The organism is Achromobacter sp. JD-1 (assembly GCF_038594925.1).
Lineage (GTDB): Bacteria > Pseudomonadota > Gammaproteobacteria > Burkholderiales > Burkholderiaceae_B > Achromobacter > Achromobacter spanius_C.
Genome location: NZ_JBCGCS010000026.1, coordinates 45,058 through 63,329 on the forward strand (window position 1 = coordinate 45,058; position 18,272 = coordinate 63,329).

General features: G+C 66.1%; 13 protein-coding genes. 8 read left to right on the forward strand and 5 right to left on the reverse strand.

Annotated elements, in window-relative coordinates; genetic code table 11:
• Positions 1–5: 5 nt before the first annotated feature.
• Complete coding sequence (locus tag WBR68_RS27475; RefSeq protein ID WP_230695799.1) at positions 6–1,739, forward strand: acetyl/propionyl/methylcrotonyl-CoA carboxylase subunit alpha; 1,734 nt, start codon at positions 6–8, stop codon at positions 1,737–1,739.
• A gap of 69 nt (positions 1,740–1,808) precedes the next feature.
• On the opposite strand, the gene WBR68_RS27480 is transcribed toward WBR68_RS27475, so the two are convergent.
• Complete coding sequence (locus WBR68_RS27480; RefSeq protein ID WP_230695800.1) at positions 1,809–3,248, reverse strand: efflux transporter outer membrane subunit; 1,440 nt, start codon at positions 3,246–3,248, stop codon at positions 1,809–1,811.
• Positions 3,249–3,419: 171 nt separating this feature from the next.
• Here WBR68_RS27480 and WBR68_RS27485 point away from each other — a divergent pair, with 171 nt between their 5' ends.
• The 3 genes from WBR68_RS27485 (at position 3,420) to WBR68_RS27495 (ending at position 8,385) form a co-directional block, all read left to right on the forward strand.
• Positions 3,420–4,037 (forward strand): TetR/AcrR family transcriptional regulator, encoded by a 618-nt coding sequence (locus WBR68_RS27485; RefSeq protein ID WP_127184555.1) that lies wholly within the window; start codon positions 3,420–3,422, stop codon positions 4,035–4,037.
• 113 nt (positions 4,038–4,150) lie between these two features.
• Positions 4,151–5,281, forward strand: coding sequence for an efflux RND transporter periplasmic adaptor subunit (locus tag WBR68_RS27490; protein WP_230695801.1), 1,131 nt, complete (start codon positions 4,151–4,153; stop codon positions 5,279–5,281).
• Entirely contained in the window at positions 5,278–8,385 is a 3,108-nt protein-coding gene (locus tag WBR68_RS27495; RefSeq protein ID WP_230695802.1) for an efflux RND transporter permease subunit, read from the forward strand. The genes WBR68_RS27490 and WBR68_RS27495 overlap by 4 nt, the downstream gene beginning before the upstream one ends.
• Here the strand turns inward: WBR68_RS27495 and WBR68_RS27500 are convergent.
• From WBR68_RS27500 to WBR68_RS27510, 3 genes are read right to left on the reverse strand one after another with little or no spacing between them, the layout of a single operon-like run.
• Entirely contained in the window at positions 8,374–9,897 is a 1,524-nt protein-coding gene (locus WBR68_RS27500; protein WP_230695803.1) for an amidase, read from the reverse strand. The genes WBR68_RS27495 and WBR68_RS27500 overlap by 12 nt on opposite strands.
• An 11-nt stretch (positions 9,898–9,908) precedes the next feature.
• Entirely contained in the window at positions 9,909–10,895 is a 987-nt protein-coding gene (locus WBR68_RS27505; RefSeq protein WP_230695804.1) for a Bug family tripartite tricarboxylate transporter substrate binding protein, read from the reverse strand.
• Complete coding sequence (locus WBR68_RS27510; protein WP_230695805.1) at positions 10,892–12,292, reverse strand: D-serine ammonia-lyase; 1,401 nt, start codon at positions 12,290–12,292, stop codon at positions 10,892–10,894. The genes WBR68_RS27505 and WBR68_RS27510 overlap by 4 nt, the downstream gene beginning before the upstream one ends.
• A gap of 123 nt (positions 12,293–12,415) precedes the next feature.
• On the opposite strand from WBR68_RS27510, the gene WBR68_RS27515 reads away from it, so the two are divergent.
• A complete protein-coding gene (locus tag WBR68_RS27515; RefSeq protein WP_050444833.1) occupies positions 12,416–13,324 on the forward strand; it encodes a LysR family transcriptional regulator in 909 nt (302 codons plus the stop codon).
• Between the two features lie 188 nt (positions 13,325–13,512).
• Here WBR68_RS27515 and WBR68_RS27520 read toward each other — a convergent pair whose 3' ends face one another.
• Positions 13,513–14,364, reverse strand: a complete 852-nt coding sequence (locus WBR68_RS27520) for a class I SAM-dependent methyltransferase (RefSeq protein ID WP_230695806.1) — start codon at positions 14,362–14,364, stop codon at positions 13,513–13,515.
• A gap of 128 nt (positions 14,365–14,492) precedes the next feature.
• Between WBR68_RS27520 and WBR68_RS27525 the strand changes: the two genes are divergently transcribed.
• The 3 genes from WBR68_RS27525 (at position 14,493) to WBR68_RS27535 (ending at position 18,215) form a co-directional block, all read left to right on the forward strand.
• Positions 14,493–16,580, forward strand: a complete 2,088-nt coding sequence (locus WBR68_RS27525) for a transcriptional regulator (RefSeq protein WP_230695807.1) — start codon at positions 14,493–14,495, stop codon at positions 16,578–16,580.
• Between the two features lie 124 nt (positions 16,581–16,704).
• On the forward strand, positions 16,705–17,220 hold the full coding sequence (locus WBR68_RS27530) for a sigma-70 family RNA polymerase sigma factor (RefSeq protein ID WP_050444831.1): 516 nt from the start codon (positions 16,705–16,707) through the stop codon (positions 17,218–17,220).
• Positions 17,217–18,215: a FecR domain-containing protein gene (locus WBR68_RS27535; protein WP_230695808.1), complete on the forward strand. Its 999-nt coding sequence runs from the start codon at positions 17,217–17,219 to the stop codon at positions 18,213–18,215. Before WBR68_RS27530 ends, WBR68_RS27535 begins: the two co-directional genes overlap by 4 nt.
• The last annotated feature ends 57 nt before the right edge of the window (positions 18,216–18,272 follow it).

The window sequence follows — 18,272 nt, forward strand, 5'->3', positions numbered from 1 at the left end:
CTGCCATGAAGAAAGTCCTGATTGCCAACCGTGGCGAAATCGCCGTCCGCATCATCCGCGCCTGCGCCGACTACGGCGTCAAATCCGTGGCCGTCTACGCCAACGCCGATTTCGACGCGCTGCACGCGCGTATGGCCGACGAAGCCTATGGCCTGGACGGCGACCGTCCGGCAGATACCTATCTGAACATCGACAAGCTCCTGGACGTGGCGCGCCGCAGTGGCGCGGACGCCGTCCACCCGGGCTACGGCTTTCTGTCGGAAAGCCCCACCTTCGCGCGCGCCGTGATCAACGCCGGCCTGATCTGGATCGGCCCCTCGCCCGACACCATCGAACAACTGGGCGACAAGGTCCAGGCGCGCAAGATTGCGCTGGCGGTGGGCGCGCCCCTGGTGGCCGGCACGGCCGACCCCGTCAGCGGCGCCGAGGACGTGCTGGAATTCGCGCGCGAACATGGCTTGCCCATCGCCATCAAGGCGGCGTTTGGCGGCGGTGGCCGGGGCCTGAAAGTGGTGTGGCGCATGGAAGACGTGGCCGAACTCTATGAGTCGGCCGTGCGTGAAGCCGTCACCGCCTTCGGCCGTGGCGAATGCTATGTCGAACAGTTCCTGGACCGCCCGCGCCACGTCGAAGCGCAGGTATTGGCGGACCAGCACGGCAACGTGGTGGTGCTGGGCACGCGCGATTGCTCGTTGCAACGCCGCAATCAGAAACTGGTGGAAGAAGCGCCCGCGCCGTTCCTTAGCGACGACCAACGCCAGCGCATCCACGCGTCCGCGCGCGACATCTGCGCGCACGCCGGTTATGTCGGCGCAGGCACCGTGGAATTCCTGCTGAGCGCGTCAGGCGCCATCTCGTTCCTGGAGGTCAATACGCGCCTGCAAGTCGAGCACCCCGTTACCGAAGAAACCTGCGGGCTGGACCTGGTGGTGCAGCAATTGCGCATTGCCGACGGCCTGCCGCTGGGCTTCAATGAGGCGCCCGCGCCGCGTTGCCATGCCATTGAATTCCGCATCAACGCCGAAGACGTGGGCCGTGGCTTTCTGCCGTCACCGGGCCGCATCGCCAGCTTTGCCCCGCCGTCCGGCCCAGGGGTGCGGGTGGACAGCGGCGTGGAATCGGGCTCGACCATTCCGGGCACCTTCGATTCGCTGATGGCCAAGCTGATCGTCACCGGCGCCACCCGCGAACAAGCCATTGCCCGCGCCCGCCGCGCGTTGGCCGAGTTCCGCATCGAAGGCGTGGCGTCGGTGCTGCCGTTTCATCGCGCGGTGTTGGCGCACGACGACTTCCTGGGCGATGCATCGGGCTTCAAGGTGCACACGCGCTGGATCGAAACCGACTTCGCCAACGACCTGGAAGCCGCCGTGCGACCCGAGCCGCTGGGCGCCGTGACGCTGCATCGCACGGCCGTTGAAATCGACGGCCGCCGCGTGTTGCTGGGCCTGCCCGCCGAGCTGCTGCGCGGCCTGCATGCAGCCGGGGCGGGCACGATGGACGCTGGCCCAGCCAGCGCGGCCGCCGCCAACGCCCAAAGCGTAGCGGCGCCCATCGCCGGCACCATCCAGGCCTGGAAAGCCGAAGACGGCGCCACGGTCAAAGAAGGTGATCTGATCGCCACGATGGAAGCCATGAAGATGGAAATGCAGGTGCTGGCGCATCGCAGCGGTGTACTCAAGCACGACGCCCAACCGGGCCAGGCCGTGGCGGCGGGCGCGGCGATCGGGCGGATTGATTAAGCAAGAGACTAAAACAAGGCCCAGGCAAGACCCAGGCAAGACCCAAGCGTTGTAACGCCCAAGCATCCGCTATTGCGGGCCTTCCCAGCCCCCGCCCAAGGCGCGGTAAGACGCAATGGCCGCTCGCGCCGATTCGGTTTGGGCGCGCGCGCTGGCGTCGCGGGTGCGCAGCACGGCACTGTCCGCGTCCAGCACTTCTATCAGGCTGACGATGCCGTTCTGGTAGGCAAGGTAAGCACTTGTCCGTGCCTGTGTCAGCGCTTCTACGCCTTCGGCCAAGTAGCGCGATTGTTGCTCGCGTTTGATCAGGGCCGAGAAGGCGTTCTCCACATCTTCCGAAGCGCGCAGCACGGCCAGCCGGTAGGCCGCCAGCGCTTCGGCGTTGCGCCCGCGGGCGTTTGCGATATCGGCTTCGATGCGGCCGAAGTCGAACAGGCGCCATCGCAGGCCAAGCACGCCTTGCCGTTGATTGGCGCTGTCATTGAACAGGTTGCCGGATAGGGTGGTGGCGGTGCCGAGCACGGCACCTAGCGAGAACGTTGGGTAGTACTCGGCGATCGCCGCGCCAATACCGGCGTTGGTGGCGGCTAGCTGGCGTTCGGCCGCGATCAGGTCGGGGCGGCGGCGCAGCAGGTCGGCGGGGGTGCCGGTGTCGGCGATGGCGGGCGGCAAAGGGATCGGCGCGGTGGCGGCCAGCAGGGCGCGATTGCTGCCGGGGGGCTCGCCCAGCAGCACGTCAAGCGCGTTCATGGCGGCCGCGAGTCCGTCTTCCAATACCGGCACGGTGGCGCGCACTTCGGCCAGCGCGCCTTTCGATTGATGTACCTGAAGCTCAGCCGCCAGCCCTTTGTCGAATTGCAGTTGCACGGTGGCAAGTAACTGGCTGCGGGTCTTGACCTGTATACGGGCGATGTCCAGGCGGGTCTGCAAGCCCCGGATCAAGACATAGATGTCGGCGGTCTGGGCCGCCACGGCCAGCCGAGCCGCGGCAACGCCGGCCTCGGCGCCCTGGTAGTTGGCGACGGCGGCTTCGCGTTGGCGTCGTAGGCCGCCGAACAGGTCGATTTCCCAGCCGGCGTTCAAGCCCAATTCGTAATAGTCGCCGTAGCGGTTGTAGTCGGGCGTGGCGTTCAGCAACTGGCCTTGCGGCGTCTCCAGCGACTGGCGCGCACGGGCAGCCTGGCCCGCCACGATGGCGGAAGGCAACAACGCGGCGGTGGCATTGCCCAGACCCGCGCGCGACTGGGCCACGCGCGCCACGGCCTGCGCAATGTCCAGGTTCTGGTCCAGTGCGCGCTCCACCAATTGGGTCAGTATCGGGTCATGAAACCCTTGCCACCAGACCCGTGCATCGGCCACGGCTGGCGCCTGACGCGCCTGGATCGCGGCCTCTCCCATAAAATGCGGGGCGGACGCCGTGTCGGGCTGCTGATAATCGGGGCCGACAGCGCAACCAGCCAGAAGCAAGCTTGAAAGAAACAGCGGCACAGCATGTTTACGGGGCAGCATGGCGGGGTCCTGCAAGACAGGTGAAAGAGAAAGTGGGCGCGTCTAGCATCCGTACCAAGGGCTGAAACGCGTCCGTGCATCGAAAAAAGATCACGACTAAATCGCGAATTGTGACTATTGTACGATATGGTCATTAGTCGTCAATCGATATAGCCATAAGGTAGCGTTCCTATGTCCGACTCGTCACAGCAATCTCAAGGCCATCGCGGACCGACCGATCACAGCGTTCGAGACCAGATCGTCCAGGCGGCCAACGGGCACTTCAGCCACTATGGCTACGACAAGACCACGGTGTCCGACCTGGCGCGCGAGATCGGTATTTCCAAGGCCTACATCTACAAGTTCTTCGATTCCAAGCAGGCCATCGGCGAGGCGATCTGCACCAACGTGCTGGGCCAGTTGATGGCTGGCGTGGAGCAAGCCATCGCCCAGGCCGAATCGCCCACCGACCGTTTTCGCCGCTTCTTCCTAAGTGCCGTTCAGCTTTCGGCGGAGTTGTTTTTCCAGGACAGAAAGCTCTATGAAATCGCGGCGCATTCCTCGCTGGAAAAATGGGCATCGGCGCAGGCCTACGAACAGCGAATGCGAGCCATCCTGACCGACATCCTGCGCGAAGGAAGAGAGCAGGGGGAATTCGAGCGCAAGACCCCGCTGGACGAAACCGCGCGGTCGATCCATCTGGTGATGCTGCCGTTCATCAGCCCGCTTTTGCTTCAGTACAACCTGGACCGCTTGCCGGATGCCCCGCGTGAAGTGGCTAGCCTGGTGTTGCGCAGCCTGGCGCCCTGAGCGCGAGGAGTGCCGTTCGATTCGGATAAGGCAAAACCCCATTTAGTGACTATTGACAATATTAGTCATTAGACTCAAACTGCGCGGCAATCCGATTGCCCCAGGGGTGTCTTATGGTTTTCCGTCGTTCTGCCGTCATGGCGATCCCGGCCATCACGGCCGTCTTATTGGCCGGCGTCTTGTCCGGTTGTGGCCCAAACCAGGCCGATGATCCGCGTACCGCCATACCGCTAGTGAGGGTGGCCACGGTCCAGGCGCCTGCGCCCTTGACGCGGGAGTACACCGGGGTGGTGGTGGCGCGGGTGCAGAGCGATCTGGGCTTCCGGGTGAACGGCAAGGTGGCCGAACGCCTGGTCGATACGGGGCAGCAAGTCAAACGCGGCCAGCCGCTGATGCGGCTTGATCCTGTCGACCTGGCGCTGGCGGCGCGGGCGCGTTTGCAGGCCGTGAACGCCGCCCGCGCACGTGCCTCGCAAACGGCGGCCGACGAAAAGCGCTATCGCGTCCTGGTGGGTGCGGGCGCGGTTTCGGCATCAGCCTATGACCAGGCCCGCGCTGCCGCGGATACGGCTCGCGCCGATCTCAACGCGGCGCAGGCGCAGGCCGATGTGGCGCGCAACGAAACCAACTACGCCACGCTTTACGCCGATGCCGATGGCGTTGTCATGGCTACGCTGGCCGAGCCTGGCCAGGTGGTGACGGCGGGGCAGCCGGTGGTGCGGGTGGCGCAGTCCGGTCAGCGCGAGGCCTTGATTGATCTACCCGAAACCGTTCGGCCGGCCTTGGGTTCCACCGGCGTAGCCACGCTGTATGGCGATACAAGCCAGCCTATTCCGGCGCAATTGCGAGAACTGTCCGACTACGCCGACCCCCGCACGCGCACGTTTGCCGCGCGCTACGTGCTTGACCCCAAGGCTGCCCAAGCCCCGCTGGGCGCGACCATCTCGGTGTCGATTGCGGGCGCGCAGGCCAAGCCGGTGTTCCAGGTGCCCTTGGCGGCGCTACACGATGACGGCCGGGGGCCGGGTGTCTGGGTCTTGTCGGGCGACCCCTCGCTAGTGCGGTGGCGTGCCGTCACGCTGGCGGGCCTGGGGGAAGAGACCGCCGCCGTCAGCGCGGGCCTGGCCCCGGGCGAGCGCTTCGTGGCCCTGGGCGCGCACCTGTTGCATGAGGGCGAGACGGTGCGCGTGGCCGCGCCTCAAGGTCAGCGCGCGCTGGCCGCCAAGGCGGGGGCGGCGCAATGAGCGGGTTCAATATCTCGGCGATCGCGGTGCGCGAGCGCGCCGTCACGCTGTTTCTCATCATCGCGATGTCGGCGGCCGGCATCTTTGCATTCCTGCAACTGGGGCGGGCGGAAGACCCGAGTTTCACGGTCAAGACATTGACGGTGGTCACCGCCTGGCCCGGCGCCACGGCGCAGGAGATGCAGGACCTGGTGTCCGAACCGCTGGAAAAGCGGATGCAGGAACTGAAGTGGTACGACCGCACCGAAACGTTCACGCGGCCCGGTCTTGCCTTCATGACGGTCGCCTTGCAAGACAGCACGCCGCCGTCGCAGGTGCCTGAAGAGTTCTACCAGGCGCGCAAGAAGCTGGGCGACGAAGCCGCCAAGCTGCCCCCTGGCGTGCTGCCCCCGATCGTGAACGATGAGTATGGCGATGTGACCTTCGCGCTCTATGCCTTGAAGGCGCACGGCGAACCGCAGCGCAAGCTGGTGCGCGAAGCCGAAGCACTGCGCCAGCGCCTGCTCAAGGTGCAAGGGGTGAAGAAGGTCAATATCCTGGGTGAGCGCCCCGAGCGCATCTTTGTGGAATTCTCCTACGCGCGGCTGGCCACGCTGGGCGTGTCGCCGGGCGAACTGTTCGCCGCCCTCAACGCCCGCAATCAGGTGACGCCAGCGGGCTCGGTGCAGACACAGGGCCAACAGGTGCAGATCCGCCTGGATGGCGCCATTGACGATCTGGAGCAAATTCGCGCAACGCCCATCGTGGTCGACGGCCGTACCTTGCGCGTGGGCGATGTGGCCGACGTGAAACGCGGCTATGAAGACCCCGCCACGTTTCTGATCCGCAGCCAGGGTGAGCCCGCCTTGATGCTGGGTGTGGTCATGCGCGAAGGCCACAACGGCCTGGAACTGGGTGGGTCGCTTGCCGCCGAGGCCGACGAGATCGCGAAGGATCTGCCGCTGGGCATGACTTTCACCAAGGTCACGGATCAGGCCGTCAACATCGAGGAGGCCTACGACGAGTTCATGCTGAAGTTCTTCGTGGCGCTGGTGGTGGTGATCGTGGTGAGCCTGGTCAGCCTGGGCTGGCGCGTGGGCGTGGTGGTAGCGGCCGCCGTGCCGCTGACGCTTGCGGGGGTCTTTGTCATCATGCTTGCCACGGGCCGCGACTTCGATCGCATCACGCTAGGCGCGCTGATCCTGGCGCTGGGGCTGTTGGTGGACGACGCCATCATCGTGATCGAAACCATGGTGGTGAAGATGGAAGAGGGCATGGATCGCATTGCGGCGGCAACCTATGCCTGGGGCCACACGGCGGCTCCCATGCTGGCCGGCACGTTGGTCACCGCCATCGGCCTGATGCCGGTGGGTTTCGCCAAGTCCACCGCCGGGGAATATGCCGGCAACATCTTCTGGGTCGTGGCGTTTGCCCTGCTGACGTCCTGGGTGGTGGCCGTGGTGTTCACGCCTTACATCGGCGTGAAGCTCTTGCCCACGATCAAACCGGTGCAGGGCGGTCATGAAGCCATCTACGGCACCCCCGCTTATCAACGCCTGCGTCGGGGCGTGGTGTGGGCGGTGGCGCACAAGAAGAAGGTCGCGCTCAGCGTGGTCGGCTTGTTCATCCTGTCCTTTGTGGGACTGGGCCAGGTCAAGCAGCAGTTCTTTCCGATATCCGATCGGCCCGAGGTGCTGCTGGAAGTGCAGATGCCAGAGGGTTCCAGTATCGAAAGCACCACCGCGGCGGTCACGTCGGTAGAAAAATGGCTGGCTCGGCAACCCGAAGCGAAGCTCGTCACCAGCTATATCGGGCAGGGTGCGCCCCGCTTCTATCTGGCGATGTCGCCGGAGTTGCCGGACCCCTCGTTCGCCAAGATCGTGGTGTTGACGAGCAGCGAGAAAGATCGCGACGCGCTCAAGCTGCGCGCGCGCCAGGCGGTGGCCGATCAGCTTGCGCCGCAGGCGCGCGTGCGGGTGTCGCAACTGGTGTTTGGACCATATTCCCCGTTCCCGGTGGCGTTTCGCGTCGCGGGGCCGCAGGAAGAAACCGTGCGCCAGATCGCGCAACAGGTACGTCAGGTGATGCAGGAAAACCCGTCGATGCGGCAGGTGAACACCGATTGGGGCGAACGCGCGCCCACGCTGCATTTCGTGCTTGAACAGGACCGGCTGCGCGCCATCGGCCTGAGCTCCGCCGACGCAGCGCAGCAGTTGCAATTTCTGCTGACTGGCATCACCGTGACGCAGGTGCGTGAAGACATCCGCTCGGTGGAAGTGGTGGCGCGCAGCGCCGGGGAGCAACGCCTGGATCCGGCCGAGATCGGCGCGTTCACGCTGGTGGGATCGTCGGGCCAACGAGTGCCGCTGGATCAGATCGGTCATACCGAGGTGCGGATGGAAAACCCCATCCAGCGCCGCCGCGACCGCGAGGTCACGATCACCGTGCGCGGCGACGTCGCCGAAGGCGTGCAGCCGCCGGACGTCTCCAAGCAGATCCTGCCCAAGCTGCAACCCATCATCGCCGCGCTGCCGGCCGGCTACCGCATCGTGGCGGCCGCCGACCTGGAAGAAGCGGGCAAGGCCAACGCGGCGCTGGCAGCGGTGTTTCCGCTGATGTTCATCCTGATGCTGGTGGTGATCATCTTCCAGGTGCGGTCGATGTCAGCGATGATCATGGTCGTGCTGACCGCGCCGTTGGCGCTGGTGGGGGTGGTGCCGACGCTGCTGCTGTTCAACCAGCCATTCGGGTTCAACGCCATCCTGGGCATGATTGGGCTGGCCGGCATCATCATGCGCAACACCCTGATCCTGATGGGCCAGATCCATACCAACGAAGAGGAAGGCCTGACGCCTTTCCACGCGGTGGTGGAAGCCACGGTGCAGCGTGCCCGTCCGGTGATCCTGACATCGCTGGCAGCCGTGCTGGCGTTCATTCCCCTGACTTTCTCGGTGTTCTGGGGGTCGCTGGCTTACACCCTGATCGGCGGCACCATTGGTGGCACGATCTTGACGCTGGTATTCCTGCCGGCCTTGTACGCCATCTGGTTTCGCATCAATCCGCGCCAAACGCCGGCCGTGGAAGAATCCCAGGCGGCCGGCGCCTTGCATCGCCTACACCGCTGACACGTTCCCGGCCGACCCGCCCTTGGCGGCGTCCGGCGGTACCGTCACGATGGATGTCAACGACGGGTCAGCCGGCTTCAGCGCCGCCAGGTTCGGGCGGGGGCGTTGCAGTTCGGCATTGCCGGCAAACGCCTGTTCCATGCCTTGCGCCGCCTGCAGCACTTCGCGGTCGCCTCGGAAGCGCCCCACGATCTGCATGCCGAACGGCATGCCCAGATGGTCGCTGCCGCAAGGCAGGGTCAGGGCGGGGTGGGTGGTCAGCGTGATCACATACGTCAGCGCCAGCCAACGGTAGTAGTTTTCCTGACGAAGGCCGTTGATGGACTCGGCATACAGCTGCGTCCACGGGAACGGCGACACCGGCGTGGTGGGCGACAGGATCAGGTCGTAGTCATCGAAGGCGCGCTGGAAACGCTTGATCAACCGCGTCTGTTCGGCCTGCGCCCAGGCGCAATCCTTCAGGCTCATGGCCGCGCCCATCTCGAAGTTGGCGCGGCTGTTGGGGCCGAGGCTGTTGGGGTCTTTCTCGTAGGCGTCGCGCATGCCGGCCACGAAGGCTTCGGCGCGCAGCACGTCAAAGCAGCGGTGGGCGTCGCCGAAGTCCAGCTCGATGGGATCGCAGGCGGCGAACAGGTGGCGCATGGCCGCGATCTTGGCGCGGAAGGTGGCGCGGATGCCGTCGTCCACATCGCACACGCCAAAGTCTTCGGTATAGGCCACGCGCAGGCGGCCCAGGTCGGCGGTGCCCGGGGTCAGGAATTGCAGCGGGTCCAGCGGATAGCTGAGCGGGTCGCCGGCGTCGGGGCCGGCGCTGGCCGCCATTTGCAGGCAGGCGTCGGCCACCGTGCGGCCCATCGGGCCGACGACGGAAATCGGCGTCCAGCCCAGCAGCTTGCGCACGCTGGGCACCACACCCGGCGATGGCCGAAAGCCCACCACACCACACTTGGACGCCGGAATGCGTAACGAGCCGCCGGTGTCCGACCCCGTACACAGCGGGAACATGTCGGTGGCCAGGGCCGCAGCCGAGCCGCCCGAGGAACCGCCCGCATTCAGGTTGGGGTTGAACGGGTTGCCGGTGGCGCCCCACACGGTGTTGCGCGAGTTGGCGCCCGCGCCCATTTCGGGCACGTTGGTCTTGGCGGCCACGATGGCGCCGGCTTGGCGCAGGCGCGCCACCAGCGTCACGTCTTCGGTCGGCATGTGGTCACGGTAGATCTGCGAACCAAAGGTCGTGAGCAAGCCAGCGGTGGGTTCCAGGTCTTTCACGCCCAGCGGCAGGCCGTGCAAAAGGCCCAGCGTGTCGCCCGCCATCACCGCCTGTTCGGCGGCGCGCGCTTCGGCGCGCGCCCGCTCGAACGCGGTGGCGGTCACGGCGTTGATGAATGGGTTGACTGCCTCGACGCGCGCAATGCAGGCCTCCAGCAGTTCCACGGGCGAGAGTTGGCGCGCCCCGATCAGGCGCCGCAACTCCACCGCGGACAAGGTGACGAGCGTATCGTCCAGTGCCATGAAAGCTTCCTTTAATCGATCTTGATGTTGGCGCGCTGCGCAACGTCGCGCATCTGCGGCAGTTCCTTCTGGATCAGCGCTTCGCCGTCGGCGGCGCTGGAGAAGGCCGCTTCAAAGCCCTGCGCTTCCAGGCTCTTGCGCACGTCCGCCGAACCCACCGTGGTGCGCAAGGCGGTTTCAAGTTTAGTCTTCACGTCAGCAGGCAAACCGCGCGGGGCGGCGATCATCAGCCAGGTGTCCATGGCCACCGACGGGTAGCCCTGTTCGGCAAAGGTCGGCACGTCGGGCAGGAAGCTGGACCGGGCGGGGGCCGACACGGCCAGCACGCGCACCTTGCCTTGTTTGCTTTGCGGCAGCGCGGCCGCCACGGTGTCGACCGAGAACGGAATCTGGCCGCCGATCAGGTCGGTCATGGCCGGAGCACTGCCCTTGTAAGGCACGTGGATCATTTTGATGTTGGCGGCCGACAGGAAGGCCTCGCCCACGAAGTGCGCGGTGGTGCCGGCGCCAAACGAACCATAGGCGGGCGGTTCGTTGCTGCGTTCCTTGGTGTAGGCCACCAGTTCCTTCAGGTTCTTGACCGGTACTTCGGGGTTGGCCAACAGCGCCAGTCCGGTACGGCCCACGATACCGATCGGCTCGAAGCTCTTGACCGGATCGTAGGGCAGCTTTTTCTGAATGGCGGGGTTGACCGTGAAGGTGGTGCCAGAGCTGACCAGCAGGGTGTAGCCATCCGGTGCGGCCTTGGCCACGAAGCCGGCGCCAATTGCCGTGCCAGCGCCCGCGCGGTTTTCCACCACGACGGTCTGGCCCAGTTCCTGGCCCAGCTTTTGTGCGATGACGCGACCCAGCACGTCGGTGGCGCCTCCGGGCGGGAAGGGCACCACCAGGGTGACGGGGCGCGTCGGGTAGGCGTTCTGCGCGCTGGCCACGGCGGGCACGGCGAAAGCGCCGGCCAAGGCGACGGAAAGGGCAATCAAGGAAGTCTTCATGATCATGCTCGACAAGAGTGGTGGAGGGAGGGCGCGTCGGTCGGCGCCTGGGGGGTTGCCGCGAGTCCATGCCCGCGGTTCAGAAATCGGTCGTACTCTTCGGCCGGCACGAACAGCCCGCCGGTGGTCCAGGCCAGATGCGTGGCGTGCGGCATGTGCGCCAGCAGCTTGCGTTGGCGCAGCCATTGCTGGCCCGCGATGCTGCCCAGCAACAGGCGTGGCCCGGAAAAGCCCGCGGCGGCCGACGGCTCAATGCGCAAGCCTTCGCTGTCATGCAAGCGCGCCAGGTCGGCATGAAGCGTGTCGTCAGCCACCGTGTAGACGCCTGCCAGCAACCGGCCGACGGCCTCGTATGCCAGTTCAGAGGCGCGCGGCACGGCCAGGCCATCAGCCTCGGTCTGGTTGGTCAGGCCGATGTCGTAGACGGACGGCGGCACCGGCACGCCGGGCAATTCCCCATTGCCGGCCATCATGCGCAGCAGAAAGCAGGGCGACTGCACCGGCTCGGCAAAGAAGCAGTGCACATGCGCGCCGAAAAGCAGCGACAGCCCGAAGGCAATGCCGCCCGGCGCGCCGCCTACGCCGCACGGCAGGTACACAAACAGCGGATGCTCGGCGTCCACCACGATGCCGGCCTGCGCAAGCTGGTCACGCAGCGCCAGGGCGGCGGCCGCATAGCCCAGAAAGAGCGAGGCCGAGCGTTCGTCGTCAACAAAGTAACCGTGCGGATCGGCCTCGACCTGGCGGCGGCCGGCCGCCACGGCTTTTTCGTAATCGCCCTGATGTTCGACCACTTCGACACCCCGGGCACGCAGGCGCGCCTTCTTCCATTCCTTGGCGTCCGAGGACATGTGCACGGCGGCACGAAATCCCAATGCCGAGGCGATCACGCCGATGGACAGGCCCAGGTTGCCGGTCGAGCCCACGGCCACCTGGTATTGCGCAAAGCAAGCGCGCGTCTCTGGCGTGCCTAGCTTGCTGTAGTCGTCGCCGGGCGCGATCAAGCCGCGTTCCAGCGCGAGTTTCTCGGTGAACTCCAACACTTCATGAATGCCGCCACGCGCCTTGATCGAACCGGCCACGGGCAGCGCGTGATCGGCCTTTAACCACAAGCGCCCCGATGTCGCCGGCAAGCCCAGCGCCTGTTGCATCGCGGCGGCTTCCAGCAGCGGCGATTCAATCACACCGGCCGACGCTTCCAGTTCCGGGAACAACTGCGCCAGCAACGGAGCAAACCGCGCAAAGCGGTCGTGCGCGGCTTGCACGTCGGCCAGGCTGAACGGCGCGGCGGCCAGAGCGCGGGCGCCCGCCGCGGCCTTGCCGGAACGGGTCCACAGCGTGGGCCGCGCGGCGCGCAGGGCTTGCAAGGACAAAGAGGAAACAGCAGCGTGGGACGGGGGCATGAATACGGTTGCAAAATGAAAAACGTCATCGAACGGTCACATCCTAGGCGGGGCCTTAGCGTTGCGGCAATATGCGTTGTTAGAATTGTTCGTTGCGCTTAACGCAAACCAAGGGGAAACCCGATGAACGTGCAAGTCCTGCAAGAAATGGCCGTTCGCTACTTCCTGGAAGTGGCGCGCTGCGGCTCTGTCAGTGTGGCGGCCGAAAAGCTGGACGTGGCGCCATCGGCGGTCAGCCGCCAGATTGCAAGGCTGGAACGCGAGCTGGGCACCTTGCTGTTCGAGCGCCGATCGCGCGGCATGACCCTGAACGCCGCCGGCGAATTGCTGGCCGCCCATGCCAAGCGCGCGCAGCAGGACGTGGAGCGCGTCTCCGGTGAAATCATGGGCCTGCGCGGCCTGCGCCAGGGCCTGGTGCGCGTCGTCTGTACCGAAGGCTTCGTGCATGACGTGGTGCCGGCCGCCATCGCGGAATTCCGCAAGCAATACGCGGGTATCCGCTTCACGCTGGAGGTCTGTTCGCAGCGCGAAGTGCCGGCGCGGGTGCGCGATGGCGCGGCCGACATCGGCATCACCCTGGGCCTGACCTCGCACCGCGACATGCAAGTGGAGCTGCGCATGCCCGCGCCCGTGCGCGCGGTAGTGGCCGCCGACCATCCGCTGGCGTGCCGCGCCGACGTATCGCTGGCGCAATTGATGGCCTATCCGCTGGCGCTGCCCGACGCCGATTCCACCTTGCGGCAATTGATCGACATCAGTTGCAGCCGCCAGCAATTGCAGTGCGAACCGGTGTTCTCCAGCCGCAGCGTTGACGCGCTGGTGGCCTTTGCCGGGGCAGGTGGCGGCGTGGCGTTCTGTGGCGAACTGGCCATCCGCTATCGGCTACGCGGCAAGCTGGTGGTGGCGGTGCCGCTGCGCGACCGCGAAATGAACGAACGCCATTTTGAGGTGCAGACGCTGGCCGGGCGCGTGCTGCCAGAAGCGGTCAAGGCGTTTATCGCCAGCTTGCGCACGCAGTTGGATGCGGAATGACCCTATAGGAACAAGCAGCGCCAGGCGTATGATTTCAGCCAGAGGATCCGCACCGGCCTGACGGCGGGCAGCCAGCCCGCGCGCCAGCTTTGCCTATCACGGCTTCGCATCGTTCCATCCGCTTTCCATGCGCCGGAGCGAAAAGGCGTCGCGCCATGCACCATCTGCTGCTTGCTGCCTGCTTTCGGTCACCGACGGGTGATCACGATTTCCAGGTATTCGCTGGGCACCACCACCGTCGAGTCGCCAGAGCGATTGAACCGGTCTATTTGTGCCAGCAGATCGCTTTCCAGAGCGGCCTGCGCGGCCGGTTCCTGCATGGAAAATGCCTTGAGGACCGGGCCGTAATAGTTTCTGAAGACCTGCACGAAATGCGCCGGCGAAAGATAGCGGAACACGAAGTGCCGCGCTTCCACCTGGATCGCCGAGGCATGCGTGCCAAACATCTCGTCGATGCGTGCGCGGGCGCCCCACAGCGCGGGCGATTTCACGCCGGCCGGTGGCGGCACATGCTTGCCGATGGTCTTGAAAAGCTGTCCCACGAAGCTCTCCGGCGTCCAGTTGGCCAAGCCGATCTTGCCGCCCGGCCGGCACACCCGCACCAGTTCAGCGGCCGCCTTGTCCTGGTCGGCCGTGAACATCACGCCGAAGGTGGACAGCACGGCGTCAAAGCTGCCGGTCGGGAAAGGCAGGGCTTCGGCATCGGCCTCCTGGAATTCGATCTTCAGCCGTTCAGCGGCGGCGCGTTCGCGCGCGCGGCTCAGCAGCGTCGGCACATAGTCGGTCGACACCACCTCGCACCAACGCCGTGCGGCGGCCAGCGACGCGTTGCCGTTACCGGCCGCCACATCAAGCACTTTCTGCCCGGCGCGCACATCAAGGGATTCGCACAGTTGCTCGCCCACGATCTGAAGCGTGGTGCCGACAACGGCATAGTCACCGGAAGACCAGGTGGCTTGCTGGCGGGTCTTCACGGCGGCAAGGCTGGGCGGGGCGGAAGTTGGCGCGTCGGCAACGGCGGCAATATCGGATGCGGACATGGTCTGTCTCCATCAAGGTTGGGAAAAAGCGTCGGCGAACATCGCCGGCACGGCGCCGATGCGCGGGCAGGGGCCCAACAAGGGCTTGCGTGTACGGTGCGATCGGCACTCAACCGTAGAGCGGGCACGTGGAGGCAAGCGTGGTAGCGGGCGTGGAATCCGAGGCCGCGGGCGGGGAGGGGTTTCCCGAGGATGGTGGCGCCATTCGTATTCAACTGCTGGGGCCGACAACGATCCGCCGGGCGGGTGCGGTGTTGCCGTTGCCGCCCTCCCGCAAGCTGCGTGCGCTGGTGGCCTACCTGGCGCTGGCCTCGCACCCGGTTTCCCGCGCGCATTTGTGTGAACTGCTCTGGGACATTCCGAACGATCCGCGTGGCGAGCTGCGCTGGTGCCTCAGCAAGGCAAGAACCTTGCTGGACGATCCCGGCCACCCCCGCGTTCAGGCGGCGCAAGACAGCGTCACGCTGGACCTGCACGATTGCCGTGTGGATGTCGTCGACATCGAACAGGCGATGCGACAGGGCATCAACCACGTCGGTACGGAACGGCTGCGCACGCTGGCGGCGCTGTTTGTCGGAGATTTCCTGGATGGGTTGCAGATCCGATCCTGCCCGATGTTCGATAGCTGGCTGGTGGCGCAACGGCGGCGGTTCAGAGCCTGCCAGGCGGCGGTGCTGGAACACCTGGCCGCGACGCTGCCCGACGGATCCGAAGAGCGTTACGACAGCCTGGACAAGTGGCTGCGGCTTGCGCCGTTCGACCGCCACGCGCACGTGCGGATGCTGCAATCGCTGCACGCGCGTCAGCAGCTACGCGAAGGCGAAGAACACCTGGCCGCCGCAATTCGTGCGTTTGAAGACGAAGGGCTGGATTGGCGACCGTTGCGGGATGCATGGCGGCAGTTACGGCTAACGCCGGCCGATTTTCCTCAGTCGCCCAATTCACCCGCGCCGCCCGAGGCCCCTGACCCGGCAGCAGCGCCCCACATCACAACGCTCGCGGCGGCGCCAGAAGCCGGCCAAGGCCAAACCCGGCGCGCGTCGATCGCGGTCATGCCTTTCGCGGATGCATCGGCGCGCAACGGGGTGCGGGGAGGGCTGGGCGATGGCTTGGCCTACGACATCATCACCCGCCTGGCCAAGCTGCGCAGCCTGTTCGTCATTGCGCAGGGCACGGTGTTCGCCCTGGACCAACGCAGCGTGGGGCCGGAAGAGGCCGGTCGGACGTTGAACGTGGACTTCGTGGTCAGTGGCTTGTTGCGCCGGCACGCCAGGCGGATCATCGTTGACGTGGCGCTTGTCCAAGCCCGGACCGCCCGCATCGTGTGGGCGGAAACCTTCGACCATGCGCTGGACGACGCCTTCGTGGCGCTGGACGACATAGGCAACCGGATCGTTGCCTCGGTGGAAATCGAAGTGGAATCCGCCGAGCGCGAGCGCGCCATCCTCACGCCACCCAATTCGCTGGACGCCTGGTCGGCGCATCATCGCGGCCTGTGGCACATGTACCGCTTCAACCAAGCGGACAACGCCCAGGCAAGACGTTTCTTTCAGATGGCGGTGCGGCTGGACCCGACGTATTCCCGCGCGTACGCCGGGCTGTCGTTCACGCATTGGCAGGACGCTTTTCAACGCTGGGGCGAGCAGAACCCGGCTATGGAGCTGGCGTACCAAGCCGCAAGCCAGAGCTTGACCGCCGACGACCGCGACCCCGCCGCGCATTGGGCCATGGGGCGGGCCTTGTGGCTGCGCGGCAGCCAGGAGCCATCGCTGGCGGAATTGCAGCGCGCGGTGGACCTGAGCCCGAATTTTGCGCTGGGGCACTACACCCTGGGCTTCGTGCATTGCCAGTCGGGCGACGCGCAGGCGGCGATCGGGTCGTCCGATCATTCACGCCATCTGAGCCCCTTCGACCCCTTGCTGTTCGGCATGCTGGCCGTGCGCGCGCTGGCGCTGGTGCGCTTGGGGCGCGTTGAGGAAGCCGCTGACTGGGCTGTGAAGGCAGCCATGCGGCCCAACGCCCACCTGCACATTCTGGCGATTGCCGCGCATTGTCTGGCGCTGGCTGACAGGTTGGACGAGGCGCTGGGGTTTGTGGCCTTGATTCATCAGGCAAATCCGGCGTACCGGGTGGCGGATCTTCTGAATGCGTTCCGGCTGACGGTGGATGCGGAGGGCTTGTTCAGGGTCGCGGCTGGGCGGATTGGGTTGGGCTGAGGCGCCAGCGCCGCAAGGCGGATGTCATCAAAGTGAACGAAAACCGTTACTAGACTCAATAGATAATGGTTATCATTGCCGTTCCCTGGCGGCCAAGTCGGGTTGAAACTTTGGAGATCCACCCATGTCCAGCACCGACGCGACCGTGCACCGTCGAACGGAGACGCTATACGCCGAACACCATACGTGGCTGGCGGGATGGCTGCGCCACCGGATGGGAGGCGAGGACGTGGCCGCCGACCTGGCGCACGACACCTTCCTGCGCGTACTGACGGCCAGGGAAGCGCCCACGCTGCTGGAACCCCGCGCCTTTCTGGCCACCATCGCGCGCCGTCTGCTGGCCAACCACTATCGGCGCGAGAGCATCGAAAGGGCCTACCTGGAGACGCTGGCGACCCTGCCCGAGGCGCAATGCCCCAGCCCCGAAGACCGCAAGCTGGTGCTGGAAACGCTGTGCGCCATTGACCGGGCGCTTGAGACCCTGCCGGCCAAGGCGCGGGAAGCCTTCCTGCTGTCACAACTGGAAGGCCTGAAATATGACGACATCGCCGCGCGCCTGGGCGTCACGACGCGGACCGTGGGTAACTATATGGTGCGCGCGGTGCAGGTGTGCTTTTTTGCCCAGGAGCAGCCGACGTGAGCCGGCAGGCGGCGGCCATGGCCATGTATGCGGGCGGCATGCCGCTGGCGCCCCGCGTGGCGGAAGAGGCGTCGCGCTGGTACGTGCTGTTCATGTCCGGGATGGCGACCGACGAGGACAAGCGCGCCTGGCGCGACTGGTGTCAGGCGGATCCCGACCATGAACGGGCGTGGGCCCACCTGGCGCGCGCTGATGCCCGAATGCGGGATCTTGCGGGCAAGCCTGCGTATGAAGCCCTGTCGATGGATCGCCGCCAGAAGGGAAGGCGCCGCGTGCTGATCGCCGCCGCCTTCATGGCCGGCTGTATCGGGCCCGCGCTGTGGGCCGCCGATCGGAACCGCTGGCTGCGACTGTCGCCCGATTACGCGACCGGCGTGGGCGAGCGGCGCGACGTCACCCTGGCCGACGGCAGCAAGATCACACTGAATACCGACACGGCCATTGACGTGCGCTTTGAAAGCGGCCAGCGGATCGTCCGCTTGCGCCGGGGTGAAATCCTGGTCGAAACCGGCCATGCCGCCGCTTACGCCGCCATGCGGTTCCGGGTGGCGACGCCGCTGGGATCGGTGCAAGCGCTGGGCACGCGGTTTTCGGCGCGCCTGGATGCGGATTCCGTGCGCGTCGCCTTGTTCGAGGGCGCGGTGCGCATCATGCCGGATCAGGCCGCTGGCGCCGGCCTGGTGCTGGACGCCGGCCAGACCGCGCGCCAGACGGCGGCGCGGGTGACCGCTACCGGGCCGGTGGCCGCCAGCGATACCGCCTGGCTGCGCGGCGAGATCGCGGCGGACAACATGCCGCTGTCGCAGTTCCTGGCCGAACTCAGCCGTTACCGGCCCGGCGTGATTTCCTGTGACGAGCGCGCGGGCCGGCTTCGCATTTCGGGGCTGTTCCCGCTGGCCGACACGGACCGGGTACTGGCGGCGTTGGGCCGTATGTTGCCGGTGCGGATCAGCCGGCACACGTCCTACTGGGTGCGGGTCTCGGCCTCCCGGTAAGCGCCGGCCGGCTGCCTGTCGCCCGTCGCAAAAAATATTTCATGAAAACCTTTCCGG